Origin of the sequence: Peteryoungia wuzhouensis (assembly GCF_003205195.1) — a bacterium.
GTDB classification, from domain to species: Bacteria; Pseudomonadota; Alphaproteobacteria; order Rhizobiales; family Rhizobiaceae; genus Allorhizobium; species Allorhizobium wuzhouense.
In genome coordinates this window covers 49854-64238 of the sequence record NZ_QJRY01000012.1, presented here as the reverse complement: position 1 = coordinate 64238, position 14385 = coordinate 49854, and the positions used below count along the sequence as shown (strand labels likewise).

The window sequence follows — 14385 nt, the reverse complement described above, 5'->3', positions numbered from 1 at the left end:
GCGGCACCCGGTGGAGGAGGAGCGTCGTATCCTGCGGCGGTTCAATTTCCATGAGGAAATCGCCCCTCGGCCCGATCTTCAGGGTGCTGCTGCTGGCCATCCTCTTGGCATCGGGCAACCGGCTGGCAGCGTCTGCGCAGGAGTTGGTTGCCGCCGGCCAGACTGCCGCCTGCATCGAGGCCGATGCCGAGGATGGGCAGACCGACCCCGGTGCTGAGCTCCGGGGGCCATTTTGTGTCAACGGTCAGTTTGACGGGGATGATCAGGATTTCGTCAACTGGTCTATCGAGGGCGCAGATGCGGGCAAGATCTGGACGGTCAAGTTGGCCGGCGGGTACGGAACTCAGGTCCGCGCGGAGATTCACGCTTATCTCCCCTCCGGCGAAGGGGCGCTCGGCCCCGCCCTGGTGACGCTTGTGGCCGAGCCTCAAACTGGCGCGGCCGAGGCGCAGCGGGTCTTCCTGCCGGCTGGAACCTATCTCATCGGCCTTTCCCATGCCGGGCCTGATACGACATGGTCGCTGACAGCGACCGAGGCCCCCGCGACGGGCATGGATCAGCAATCGGGTCGCGCAGAACCAGGAAAACCCGTGCATCTGGACTGGCCTTTCAGTGCGGCGGATGCCCGCCGGCAATTTCGGTTTGATGTGGATATTCCGCTCGGTTCCATCGCCTCCGTCGCCATTTCCCAGGACGGCAAGCGGCAAACCTCGGTCTATGGCGAAGTGACCGCGCCGCTTTCCTTCGATGATCTCGGCTTTTCGGCGGGACCTGTATCGATTGACGTCAATGCCGTTGGAGCCTCCCCCTTTGATTTTCGCGTGACCCGCATCCCCGAAGGGCCGCGTCGGCCACTCAGCGAAGACGAGCCGAATGAAACTCCTGCGGACGGTTTTCTTCTGCCTCTTGGAAAAGCAGTTTCCGGCCGTACCAGCCGTATGGCAGATGTCGATTCCTACCGGTTCACGGTGACGCCGCAATTGGCCGAACGCCGGCTCGAGCTTCAGCTGGAGTCCCCCCGAGGAGAGCCACGGCAGCTCTGCATCAGTTCGTCCGGTGGCGCGCCGCTGCAATGCAAGTCGGGCTCCACGCTGTCGCTCGGCAATCTCGTGCTGCCCCCTGGGGATTATGCTGCTGTTGTGTCCGGTAGTGCACCGGTTGGTGACGTCTACCGTCTCCTGTTGCGCCAGGCGGGCAGGCGGGTTCCCGGCCACGAAGTGGAACCGAACGATACGGCCACAACACCCGGACTAACCGACATTCTGTCGGCCAGTGCTGACGGTGCGGCACCGGATGCGCAAAAGACCGAAATCGAGGGGCTGTTGACCGGGGCAGATACAGACCGTTTCCTGCTCCGGCCCGAAGGCGAGCCGCAGCTCTGGAAGATTGTGCTTGTCGCTGCTGGCAGCGGCGGGAGCGCGGGATCTCCCGTCAGCATCGCTGTCGAGGATGCGCAGGGCCACCAGCGGGCAATCCGGCAAGGTGCTGCAGATGGGACGCCGATCCTGCTGGATCGGATGCTTCTTTCCCCTGAAGCCAATCAGATTGTCGTTTCAGGGACGGATGCTCGCTACAAGCTTACGGTTGAAAGCGGTGGCAAGCCCGAGCCGGGGATGGAACGCGAGCCGAATGACAGCGAGACCGGGGCGGAACGGCTCGAATTCGGCATTCTCCGGTCAGGCGAGATTGCCGATCTCAGTGACACCGATCGCTACCGGTTTTCGATCTCCACACCGGTTCATGCCGCGCTGACGATCACGCCTGCTGAAGGTCGGCAGATCGCCTGGAATGTGGCGCGCGGCTTGGCCAAGCCGGACCAACCGTCAGGGCTTGCCGACGGTTCCCCTTCGGTCCTCGATGCCGTCTGGGAGCTGGGCACGTACCAGATCTCGCTGAACGCCCTGGCAAACGATGTCTCGGGATATCAGGTGAAGCTCGATCTGCTCGATCCCTTTCTGCCGCCTGCAGGCGGTGCGGCCCAGCCCCCCAACCTGCCGCTGGACATGAAGCTTCAGCTGACGCGGCAGACGCTTGCCGCCTATTGGCCACGCGGCCAGAGGGTGGCCGGAACGTTGCGGATCGAAAACCGGGGAGGCGAAGCGCTTGCCGTGCGTCTCGACGCACAGGCCTCGGTCCATCAGCTGACGCTTGACCTGCCCAATGAGACCACGCCCATCGCGCCGGGCGAGGCTGTCGAACTGCCGGTTTCTCTCCTTGCACGGGCCGATGCATGGAAAGCAGCGGCAGCCATGCTGACCGTCAGGGCCAGGGACGATGGCGGCGGGCAGGCGACCGCCTCGGCCATGGTTGCGATCTCCGACGATGTCGACCCCGCCACGGCCGCCGACCTATCGCAGGTTCCTCCGTCCATGCGGGGCGGGCTGGATCTTGCATTGCCGGCCTTCGGTGGCAGCATTGTGCCGGATGCCGGCGATCCCGCCGGCAGTTCCGCAGCAGCCACGCTGTTTGACGGGCTGATGTCGTCAGACGGCTATGTGAGCGACCTTGGCACCGGCCCGCGCGAGGTCACTGTTGCCCTGGGTGGGCGAGAGCCGCAACCGGTCAACGGCATCCTGCTGCATCCCTATTTTCCCTCGGCGCAGGCGCCGGATGAACTGCTTGCCGATTTCGAACTGGAGCTCTCACCGGACGGCACCCGGTTCGAGCCGGCGCTGAAGGGCCGATTGCAACCGGTCAATGTCGAACAGGCCTTTCCCTTGCCACAGCCCATCGTCGCCAAGGTCGCGCGGCTGAGGCTGTTGTCGAGCCACGCAGGCATGGGTCGCGTCGGGCTCGGCGAGTTCAAGGTGGTGGCCAATCCTGGCGTGCCAGGGGGCGTCTCGATCGATGTCGGCAAGCGTAGCCATGGCGGACATCTCGTCTGGTCCTCCAGCCAGATCGGTGCTGATTATGACGACGGCTCGACCATGCTGACAGACGGGGCGCCATCGCAAACCATCGCGGTTTCGGCAGGTGAAGCGCCGGAATTCGTCATTGGTTTTGCCGATGACCGGCAGGCTGTCCTGGGCGGCATCGAATGGACCGATGACCCGGCGACAGCGGAAGCCGAGCGCCTTGGAGAGATGGAAATCAGCGCAAGCACCGAAAGTGCGCTCGGCCCATTCACCGTGATTGGCGTGCTTCCAGTCGAACACGGAGCCACGACGCGAAAGCTTGCGTTCTCGCCTGCGACGCCTGTACGGTTTCTCAGATTTTCGGCGAGACAGGCGGCGAGTGTCAGTGGGACATTGAAACTTCCTGCCCATCTTTCGATCGCAGAGGTGCCGATTGCGGCGGATGCGCTGCCGATCAATGGTGAATGGGGCATGGACCAGCCGGTCTCGCAGGCCGATTTTTTCAGGCGCCCTGCGGAGGAGAGGCCGCCGGTCGCAAACCTGACCGACGGGGATAGCGAAGTCGCGCCGCGTGATCTCGCTTTCACAGAGACGATCTCCGATGCCGTTCAGGTCGATATCGATACGGATTGGTTCGTCTTTGCCGCGCCTGAAGGCGTGGAGCGTGTGATGATTGATCTCACGGGCGAGCCGCTGCTGGCCGCTGTGGTCGAGATGACGGATACCGACGGAAAGAGCGTAGCGCTTCGCACGATCTCAAGCGGTCCTCGCCGGCAACAGGTCGAGGCGCCAGTCACGGCCGGTGGCCGCTATCGGCTCAAGGTCTTTGAACCGCCGCGCTCCGTTGCGATCGCCTATGATGCAAGCGGCAGCATTGCCGGTTTCCTGCCCATCATTCTCGCCGGGCTCAACAATTTCTCGGAGGGAATCCGGCCGGGGCGCGAGGCCGTCAACATCATGCCATTCGAGCTGCCTTTCCTGATGGACAAATGGAGCGAGCGTGGATTCGAGGTCGCGGCTGCCTTGTCACGCTCGCCACCTGGCGGCACCACCAGCGGGCTCGAAAGGACGCTGCTCAATGCGATGGATGGAATGGCAGACAGGCCCGGGGCGAAAGCCATCCTCGTCATCACGGATGCGGCGAGCTCAGGCTACGATCTCCAGCCGCAACTGTGGAAGCGACTGGGCGAGACGCGAACCCGGATCTTTGCCGCCCATATTGGCGCCTTCGACCACCCCTTGCGCGAAAAGCAGCTGTTGCAGGATCTGGTTGCGGCCAATGGCGGCGTCTATGCTTCGGCGCGCACGCAGCCGGAAATGGACGTGGTCTACGAGCGGGTGTCCGCCTATCTCCGCCGCCCTGCCTACTACACGCTGTCCATCGCGAAATCGGAGGCACCGCCGCCTCTCCCCGGTGCCATCGAAGTGGCGGCGCCGCCGCAGCTTGCAGCCGGTTCACCTGCGCCGGCCGCACCCTCCGTCGACGACAAGCGACCTCGGCAGGCCGCGCTCGAACTGATCCTCGATGCATCCGGCAGCATGTTGCAGCGGCTGGACGGCAAGCAGAAGATCGAAATTGCGCAATCCATTCTGACGCAACTGACCTCCAGGATCATTCCGCCGGGCACGCCGACCGCGCTTCGCGTTTTCGGGGATACGGCGCCGGATTCCTGCGAGACCAATCTGAGATCGCCGCTCTCACCGCTCGATCCCGGCCTCATGGCCGCCAATATCGGCATGATCCGTTCCATCAATCTGTCGAAGACACCGATCGCGGCGTCCCTTTCTGCCGTCGCGGGCGATCTCGCGGCCAATACGGGGCCGAAGCTCGTCGTTCTGGTGACCGACGGCGAAGAGACCTGCGGAGGCGATCCGGAACAGGCGATTGCAGCCCTCAGGGCATCTGGCGTGGATGTGCGGGTCAATATCGTGGGCTTCGCGATCGACAACGAGGACCTGAAGAAGACCTTCCGGGACTGGGCAGAAAAGGGTGGCGGTACGTTCCTCGATGCAGCCGATGCCAAAGGCCTTGCTGCGGCCATGGAGCAAGCCGTGATCGAGCCCTTTAGTGTTCTGGACGCCAATGGCAGGGACGTGGCGTCCGGAACGGTTGGCGGTCCTGCAGTCCCGGTGCCTGCCGGAACGTATCGGGTTGTTGTCGGTGGAGCTGGCGACCGTGCCTTCGAACAGATCACGGTCCGGGAAGGCAAGACATCGCGTGTGGAATTGGCACGGCCATGATGGACAAAGCGACATGAGGAGACACGGGATGCGAGACTTGATGTCGATGGTGCGGGCGGGCCGCAAGATCCTGGCGACCGGACTTGCCCTCCTGCTTGCCCTCCAGCCTCTGGCGGCACAGGACCTCGACACCGGGGCGAAGATGGAAATTGCGGCACGCAATGCGATTGCCATGCAGCGCAGCCTTCAGGCGCTGGAAGATGGTCTCGCAGACGTCCCACGGGATCGGTGGGACCCGCACGACGTGGTGGATACGATTGGTATCGATGCGCCGCTCCTCTACAGCTTTCTGCGCAGCCGGACGCGCTGGGTGCCGTATCCGGGCGCCTTGAGGGGGCCGGTCGGGGTGCTGATGGACCAACGCGGCAATAGCCTCGACCAATCGCTGTTGCTGGCGCGGCTCTATGAATTGGCCGGTTTCGAGGTGCGACTTGCCCATGGCATACTGGATGATGCGACTTTGGATGGTCTGCTTGCCGCCTGGCGCGAACCTGCCGGCGGGGCCGTCGCTGCCTCTTTGCCAGCAGGCCCGGTTCCAGCCGAAAGCCCCACCGAGCTTGCCACCACCTACGATCTGCAACCCGATGTGATCGAGGCGGCACTTCAGGTCAGCGCTGACAAGGCAGGCAATGTCGGCACCCGGTTAAACGAATTGGTCTCAGGCCAGGTTTCGGCGGTTGCCGCAGCCCTTGGCACTCTGCCGTCCGAGCGAGAAAAGGCCGTCGATGAGAGCCTGCTGCGCCAGTCCCTTGCCGATCACTGGTGGGTCGAAGTGAATGACAAAGGCTGGCAGGCCGCTGATCCGCTGGAACCGACCGCAACCTTCGGCACGGCGTTGACAAAGGCGAACGAAACCCTTGCACCGGGGGATCTGCCGGACGATCTGTGGCATCACGTTACCATTCGGCTGGTTATCGAACAGGCCAAGGATGGCAAGGCTCTGACCGGCACCGTGCTTGAGCAGAAGGTGCGGGCCGCAGACATGATCGGCAGGGTGGTCCGCCTTGATCACTATCCGACCCAATGGCCGTCCACATGGCCGTCGACCACGCCGAGCAACCTGCAGACCAAGCTGCGGGCGGCTTTGGCAACCCAGAAGGAATGGCTGCCGACGCTTGCCATTGGCGAGGAGGAGTTCAATCAAGGCTCGATCAAGGACAGTGGCGAGATCAACCTTGAGCCAACACCGATCAATCCTTTTGCCGTGATCGGCGTGCCTGTTGCTGGCGACATCAGCAAGGTGGTGGATGCCTTGTCCATGCCGGGAGAGGCCGGGCAGGTTGTTCCCGGTGAGGCAACGACTGTTGGCGACGCGGGCGAACTGACGGCCGAATGGCTGGATTTCACCATCGAACGACCCGGCCTTCCGCCGGAAGAAATCCGCCGCACCCTGTTCGACATTGCCGGTCCGGCTTTTCGCGCCAGGGGAGATTATTCGGGGCTGAAGCTCGACGACAAGGATCGCTTCGATCGCTCGATGGCGATGCTGGGCCAGGTGCAGGCGATGATCCTGCCCGCCGCGCCGCCTGCCGAGCAGATTCTCGCCCGTCAGGCCGAGAAAATCGTGGAAAACAAGCCGATCCTCGACGAAATCGCCAAGGATCCCTTCGGCGAAATCCCCGGAAACATCGTGGAACTGCTGGGCAAGATGAAGCCGGTGCCGGTGGTGCTCGACGGTTTCGTCGGTGCCCGTTTTTCGCAAAGCCCGGTGGGTGATGCAGTCTATCTCGACAAGCCGATGATCGTTGCCCTGCACAATGAGTTGGCCCGCGATCGCAACACAGGCGATTTCACGACACAGGCTGCGCTCGATATCGTCTCGAGCGGCGTCGCCGTCGATGCTCTCTCCGGCGTCGAGCCCTTCAAGGCGCGACTGGTTCAGGGTGTCCACGACACGCTGACCGAGGCGCTGGCTTTGGGCGGTGGCGGTCCGGATGTGATCAATGCGGCGATTGCCTTCGAACAGGACCAATACGGGTGGACGCTCATCCGCGATAAGGCCGATCCGCAGCTTGCGAGCCTTGATCCGGATTTTGCAGCACGCCTTGAGGCCGATCTCTCTTCCGGTGCCTTGGTGCTCGTGCCGCCCAAGGCCGAAAAGGGCAGGGAGGTGTGGTGGAAGATCGATCCGCGCACCGGCGAAACACTGGGTTATGGTCCCAAGGGATGGGGCACGTCGCTGGTGGAATATGCCTTCGTGCTGGTGATCAAGACGCTTTTGTCGCAAATCGCCTGCATGGCTTCGACAGCCGCCATCGATGCCGGCATGAATGCCTTCGAGACGGGCAATCCGAACCTTCCGAAGAACTGGAACGAGGTGAAGGAGGGGGCCAAGAAATATGCGAAGACCTGTGTCTCCCAAGCCATGCTGGCGCAGTTGACCGGCATTTCCACGACCTTCCTGATGAATGGTGCCTCCAGTCTCAATAGGGCCATCGAAGGCGGCTTGCGCAGCCGGTACGGCACCGATCCCTATTGGGAGGCACGCAAAGGTGGCGGCCAAGGCCTCGGCGGTGTTGGTCCGCCGCCTCCTGCTGGTGGTGCAGGTGGACCTCCAGCGGGCCCACCGGGTGGTCCTCCGCCGGGCAACGGTGGGAAAGAACCGCCCGGTGGGCCGCCTCCAGGTTCTGGTCCTCCCGAAGAGCCTGCGCCGGGCAGCGGACGCGTCTCCGAAGCCGAGGCTCAAGCTGCACATGAAAGGGCTGTCGACGCGCAGAAGCGGGCCTATGACGCGAAGGCTCGAATGGACGCAAACCCGTCGCCCGAAAACAGACAGGCATATGAAGATGCAATGCGCAACTATGATGCCGCCATGCAAGAGCGCCTGAATGCCTGGTCACGCTCCGGCAGCGATGGCTATCCGCCGCAAATGCCAACGCCCTCCAATGGGATCAGCCCCAAGGCACAAACCGGCATCAACCCGGCTGCAAACGACGGAAAGGGGCAGGAGGCAAAGGCACCCGGCGATCCGGCATCCGGTGCGCGTCCTGACGTCGGCCCGGATATTCCGCGCGGCTTGCCACCCAAGCCGGATGGCTATCAGTATGGGCAGAAGGACATCGACGAATGGACGGCCAGGGCAGCCGAGGCGAACAGGCGTGCGGCGGAGGCTGGTAGCCGCTATGAAGCGAACCCAACGCCCGAGAACCAGGCGGCGTATGAGCAGGCCCTGAATAACCTTGGCAATGCCGAGCAAAATCGCCTCGAAGCCTGGTCGAAGGGCGGAAGAAAAGGCGATCTGTCGAGCGCCCCGCCGCCGAGCCCTGCGCCTTCGAGTTCTGGCAGCAGCGGTGTCGATCCGTTTGGAAAAACCGGTGTGCAAAGCACGCAGCCCGATGGCAAACCGAACCCCGCGGTTCAGCCGACGGCACCGATGCCCGCAACCGGCAATTCTGCATCCGGTGCGGGTCCTGACGTTGGTCCGGATATTCCGCGCGGCTTGCCACCCAAGCCGGACGGCTATCAGTACGGGCAGAAGGACATCGACGAATGGACGGCCAGGGCCGCCGAGGCGAACAGGCGGGCGGCTGAGGCTGGTAGCCGCTACGAAGCGAACCCAACGCCCGAGAACCAGGCGGCGTATGAGCAGGCTTTGAACAACCTGGGCAATGCCGAGCAAAATCGCCTCGAAGCCTGGTCGAAGGGCGGAAGAAAGGGCGATCTGTCGAGCGCCCCGCCGCCGAGCCCTGCGCCTTCGAGTTCTGGCAGCAGTGGTGTCGATCCGTTTGAAAAAACCGGTGTGCAAAGCACGCAGCCCGATGGCAAACCGAACCCTGCGGTCCAGCCGACGCTGCCACTGCCCGCGACCGGCGGGTCGGGTGGTGCGTCCACCGTTGATCCACTCGGCCAGACCGGTGTGCAGACCACGCAGCCCGACGGCCGCCCGAACCCCGCACTGCAGCCAACACTTCCCCTTCCGGCCAGCGGTAGCGGAGAAGTTGGGTCCTCCATGGTCGACCCACTCGGCCAGACAGGCCTGCAGCAAAAGTTGCCGGATGGCCGCCCCAATCCGGCGCTTGCCAACACTGTTCCCGGAACAGCCGGCGGGTTCGGCGGGGCCGGTGCCGGCGCGGGTGATGTCCTGTCTCCAGCGGCCAATTCCGTGCCGCCGGCGGGCTTGCCGCAACCGGCTCCATCAAGCGGAAAGACGAATCCCGGCCTCGGGCTGGGTGCGACGCAGGGCTACAACAATCTGCTTCTCGGTCTCTCCGGTCTTGGTTCGGCCGTCAAGCCTTAGGCCTTGCGTCTTGGGAATACAGTCGGCTTGCCTTCGACAGGTCGCCCACTGACCCGATTGCAGATTTCCTCTGCAATCGGGTCCTAGAGGATTTCAGGCGAAAACGGAGTCGCCTTCAATGCCCTATGTCTTTGTTTTCACGCAATTCCGGACGCAAAACCGCTTCGCACTTTTGCTGGATTTGCTCTAGTGGTTCGGGTGGACTGATGGCTGGAGCAGGCGGTGGACGTGCTCGGATGGTCGACGGGCGAACGCCTGAGGTTTCCAGCGAAAACCTGGCGATCGAAAAGGACTATTTGTCCAGGACTTCCGATGTTTATCTCGATCTGGTCTTTCGTGGCAGGTCGTAGGGACGCAATTCCTGCGGATTATCTCGGAGGTATTGAAGCAGGTGCCGGCGTTTCTCCTGCCCTCGAACACCCTGGCTATCACGCGGTTCCGCCAGGGAGCCGAATATCAGGGGGGCGGCAGACAGGGCGCGATCAAAGATCACTCTCCAACTGCGCTTCAGGGTATGAGGCGAAATCGACAACTCCGATGCCAGATCGCCATCCGACAACCCCTCCAGGGCAAGGTGCAGGATGCGGCGCTCGGAAGGGGAGAACCCGATCTGCGGCGGGACGAATTGAAACAGCATGGTGGCTGGGGAATTCGGAAAGAGCGGCATCGTCTCCGAGCGCTCCATGACCATCGCCACACGCCCCACATCCTGGCCTGGCTCCGGATCGAAGTGGGCAAGGGCGCGCATTCCCGAGCGCAGGAACATTTCAGCAATCGGTGCCGGATCCTCCCGCATCAAACGCAGCAATTTGTACCCTTGGTGGCAGGAAACGAAATGGCCGATAGCCCGCGTCAGAAGCGGCGGGAGCAAGGGTGACTGCGGTGAAAGCGAGTAGGAAAAGCCGAGAATGAACAGATTGAGGCCATCGCCAGCATTGGCTCGGCCAATCTCGGACGGTGTCAGAAACGCGGTTGATCCCGTCAATGCGCGTTGAAGAAGAAGTGCGGGAAAGTTTGCCCGAGGTTCAGCGAGCCAAGAACGCGTGGTTGCTTCGTCGATAAAGGCGGATAGGCCAGTTGCGCCTAACAGCCAGCCGCCATCCGGTTGTTGGAGCTCGATACAGCCGGTTCGGATCGCTTCTGCATCAATCAACCGCGCGAAAGTCGCTGTATTGGAAGCTGCCAGCGCCCCGAAGATGGGATCCGTCGATGCGAGCAATGCTGCAATTGCGGCCGCATCCTGCGGCTTTCCCATGCGGGCGCGTATATTGACCTGCAAAGCGTGATCTGTGCGTTCCAGTCCCAAGGTCGTTTCCTCTTCCGTGAGCCAGGCGCGATGGTGCGCGAGTGCTGTCACTTGCGCGTCCGAATTTTGACAGATGCACATCCGGTTTTTGATATTTGAAACGCCAAAATCAATTTTTACGGAGCGCTTCCGTCGGACTGCAGCCATAGGCGGTGCGAAACGCGGAATAGAAAGCGGACATGCTTTCAAATCCACAATCGGCCGCGACATCCACCACTCGACGCGGCATCGCGGTCGGATCAGAGAGCATGGCATAGGCGCGCGCCAGACGCGCCTCGCGAATGAAGCGCCCGATCGACGAGCCACGTCGGCCGAACAATTGACGCACGGCGCTCGGCGAAATGCACAGCGCCCGCGCAACATGGGTCTCGTTCAGTCCAGGTTCCGTCAAATTCCGTTTGATGAACTGTTGCGCCTGGTGGAACCGCGCGTCCTGCAGGGCCGTTCCTTCGCGGATTTGCTCATGGCCCGGGCGACTCGCCCCGATCGCGAGTGCTGCGAGTTCTGCCAACTGGTCGCCAATTCGGTCTGCAAGTCGAAAATCCGGATCATTCTCAAGTGTCAGCAGCGACTGGGCATAGCAGCGAAACAGTCGGCAGGCGGGATCGTCCATGGTCAGTTTGCGGATATGTCCCAGCGCGTCGGGTCCCACCAGCGCCATGAGTTTGCGGCGCGGCAAGGCCACCGCCAGGACTTCCCCAACCTGCGTCGAATGGGAGATCAGGCGTTCTGCGGTTGAATGCAAAATCGCATCCCCGCCGCGTGCGGTGATGCAGATGCCCCGCTGTTCATAGATCAATTCGGAGCCGGGGGCCGGCATCGATATCATGACGAGATCGAGGCCGTTGCGGTTGTCGGACATGGAAAAGCGGGACAGTCCCTGATCGAAGAGGGTGGCACATGCCTCCGGCAGGGAAATATTGGAAAAGCTTCGCACCCGGTTGGCATCTTCGATGGTCAGGTCCGAGTAGTCATGGCCTATCATGCGGCCATAGGCGTCGCACAGTTCATGGAAGCCCAGTCCCGCCTCTTTGGCGTCCATGGCGGTCTTGGCGCGGAATGGCAGAACCATGCACACATCTCCGGATGTCCGACCATGACGGGCCGCCGAGGCGCCGCCAAAGACCATCCGGAAAGTATAGACAATGCAGATACACTTGCAACGGCGTCAAAGGCGAGGCGGAGGCCGTCACTCTTCCATAAGGAGCAGGCGATACCGTTGCATTTCGTCGTTATTCAGAAGAACGTCATCGGCGCAACGGTTCGACTTCAGCGCCCGCCATCTGCCGTGCCGTCGTTCCAGGAGGGCTTCGACAACGCCGTCGCGGGGATCCTGCTCGCATTCGCCCCAATCGGTGGCAGAAACCGGACCGCCTCCATTACGCATGCGGACCTGGCCGCGAAAGAACGCGTGTTCGCCATCCGACCGCAGCAATTCGACCACGAAGACGATCGGAATGCGATCATTGAGATCGGCATTGGCTTCGCGTACTGCATCAAGGATGGCCCGACGTTCGGCCCCCTTTCCGACATCGTGGACATTGCCGCGTTCGGCGGCGGACAATCGGCCGAATTGCGGCGGATCGGCAAAATCGGCGATATCCTGTGCGGTCCAATAATTTCGGGTTTCGCAGATCTCCGACGGAATGGTCGCGCCGCGGCTGTCGAGGTCGAACCAGCGCTGCGTGTCCTTGTCATAGGTGAACTGGATCTGCATGTCGGCGGCAGCGTTCGGTCGCTCGCAGACCCGCAGATCCGGCCCGAAGCCATGTCCGCCGGGGGGCAGCAGGCGGAACTCGACGACTGCTTCGGGCGATCCGTCGTCTGGATTGCGATATCGATGATAGCCGACAATCTCGAACCCGTATTCCTGTGGCGGTGGTTGTCGCGCGAAAAAGGTTGCAAGCAGTGCTGCAGGGCAGGGGCGTTCGCCCAGTCGATCCTCCACGGGGCCAGGGCGATAGGGTGGCATGCGGGGTTCGCATTCCATTGCAGCCTGCGCGGCGCCACAGCCGACAAGAAGACATACAACTGCAATCATTCCAGCCAATTTCATGACGTATCTCGCAGATGGATTACAGGCACTGGGCGCAAGACACTCAGTGTGATGGACGACGGACAAGCAGAACGACAATCAGACAGAGCAGGGAGGAACCTGCGGCAATCAGGCAGAGAGAAAGCGGATATAGGCCTCGCACGAGACCGGCAGCATAAAGGGGCGCCAACAGGGCAAGCGCGCAAGCGGCGCCACCGAACGCGGCGGCCAGCAAACGACCCGCCGGTTTCACTCCTTGCCGCATGAGCCACGTGTCCAGTGATGCCACCAGCAAGGCGGGACCGAGACCGAGGACATAGGCGGGCGCAAGCGTGGCGAGCAGCAAGGGCAAGGTCCAGGGCGCCGCGCCGGCCAGCCACAACGTGGCAATGCCACCGATTGGTGGTCCGAGGATTGCGAAGATCCAGGCGCTGGATCGCGACGGTCGCAAAGAGATGCCTTTCCATGAGGCCCGGGGCCTTCCAACGGGTTCGGGCATTGGCAAATTCATCTTGCGTGTCAGCCAATACAGACAGGCGTCGCGGAACCGGATTGGCCGATTGCCCAGACCGGGACGAACCGCGAGGTTCTGAACGTCGCACCCCATCCGAATTATCCTCAGCCTCTCCTGGGCAAAAGGCTAGGGCGGCTCAGTGTTCGTCGCAACACCTCTTTTAGGGCACATATGCGGGGTGTCGAACGCGCGCCGCAGCCGATGTCGCAGGCACGTTCGGACGGCAGCGTCTTCGGTTGACGCGTCAGCCCTGTCCCGGTTGCGGTTCTTGCTGGTTCTCGTTCAGTTCATATCGCCGTGGTTGCGTCGAGATGGCTCGTGAGGCGAGTGCGACGGCGCGGCCAAGGCTTACAGCGGGGGAGTGGCCGAGGCTGCGGCCGGAGAGATAGCCGGCATTGAAGACGTCACCCGCACCGATGGTGTCGATGACATCGACCTTCGGAGCGTTGACCCAGCGAAGGCCGCCGCCAACGTCGAGGACCAGTGCTCCGCGGCTGCCGCACTTCACCACGGTCTCGGCGTCCGGCGGCTGCAGGGCATGGATCGCGCGGGCGGCCGCTTCCGGGGTGTCGGCGCCGCTCAGATGCATGGCCTCGGTCTCGTTGAGGAGGACGCAGCGGCTCTTTGAGGCGAGATTTTGGAGAAACGAGCGGGTCTGGGCGCTGAACCCGCCGGTCGGCCAGCCTGGGTCGACGGCAATTGTCGCGCCACGGGCGTTTGCTGCCCGGATCAAGAGATCATAGTCGGCCATCAGACGCTCGGTCTGAAAGGCACCGGAGAGGAGCACTGTGCCTCCGTCGATATCGACCGTGTCCAATTGGCCAATGACGTCGTCGGCGGAAAGGTGCGGCAGATGTCCGCGTGTCGTGAAGAAGGTGCGCTCGCTGTCCGGATGGGTGATGCCGACGGTCAGCGTGGTCCGGGCGGGGCATTTGATCAGTCGGCAGGTCTCCGGCGCAAAGGCCTGTTCCAGTATCGTGCCGAAGGTATCCGACCCGACCGAGCCGATGAATGTGTGCGGATGCCCTAGCGTCTGCAATGCCAGCGCCGTGTTGCCGGCGGATCCGCCGACACGTACCTCGTCCTGATCGACAAAGACCTCCGTGCCGACTTCGGGCCAGGTTGCCGGGCCAATGATGATGTCGATGTTGAGATTGCCGATCACAACGAGGGGCTTCGGGGGAGGCGTCTGCATCG

7 protein-coding genes are annotated in these 14385 nt (G+C 62.7%); 2 read left to right on the top strand and 5 right to left on the bottom strand.

The window, feature by feature from the left end:
- Positions 1-50 precede the first annotated feature (50 nt).
- The gene (locus tag DMY87_RS22990) at positions 51-5096 is read left to right on the top strand and encodes a vWA domain-containing protein (protein ID WP_110793976.1); all 5046 of its coding nucleotides are present in this window, start codon (positions 51-53) and stop codon (positions 5094-5096) included.
- Positions 5097-5124: 28 nt separating this feature from the next.
- On the top strand, positions 5125-9333 hold the full coding sequence (locus DMY87_RS22985; protein ID WP_110793975.1) for a hypothetical protein: 4209 nt from the start codon (positions 5125-5127) through the stop codon (positions 9331-9333).
- Between the two features lie 316 nt (positions 9334-9649).
- Here the strand turns inward: DMY87_RS22985 and DMY87_RS22980 are convergent, their stop codons facing one another.
- The 5 genes from DMY87_RS22980 to DMY87_RS22960 all read right to left on the bottom strand — a co-directional run bounded on the left by DMY87_RS22980 (position 9650) and on the right by DMY87_RS22960 (position 14383).
- Positions 9650-10849 (bottom strand): helix-turn-helix transcriptional regulator, encoded by a 1200-nt coding sequence (locus DMY87_RS22980; protein ID WP_133253054.1) that lies wholly within the window; start codon positions 10847-10849, stop codon positions 9650-9652.
- Positions 10749-11711: an AraC family transcriptional regulator gene (locus DMY87_RS22975; protein WP_165826435.1), complete on the bottom strand. Its 963-nt coding sequence runs from the start codon at positions 11709-11711 to the stop codon at positions 10749-10751. The genes DMY87_RS22980 and DMY87_RS22975 overlap by 101 nt, the downstream gene beginning before the upstream one ends.
- 117 nt (positions 11712-11828) lie before the next feature.
- Positions 11829-12629: a hypothetical protein gene (locus tag DMY87_RS22970; RefSeq protein ID WP_133253053.1), complete on the bottom strand. Its 801-nt coding sequence runs from the start codon at positions 12627-12629 to the stop codon at positions 11829-11831.
- Positions 12630-12738: 109 nt separating this feature from the next.
- Complete coding sequence (locus DMY87_RS24315) at positions 12739-13125, bottom strand: hypothetical protein (protein ID WP_165826433.1); 387 nt, start codon at positions 13123-13125, stop codon at positions 12739-12741.
- Positions 13126-13432: 307 nt separating this feature from the next.
- Complete coding sequence (locus tag DMY87_RS22960; RefSeq protein WP_110793970.1) at positions 13433-14383, bottom strand: carbohydrate kinase family protein; 951 nt, start codon at positions 14381-14383, stop codon at positions 13433-13435.
- Between the last annotated feature and the right edge of the window lie 2 nt (positions 14384-14385).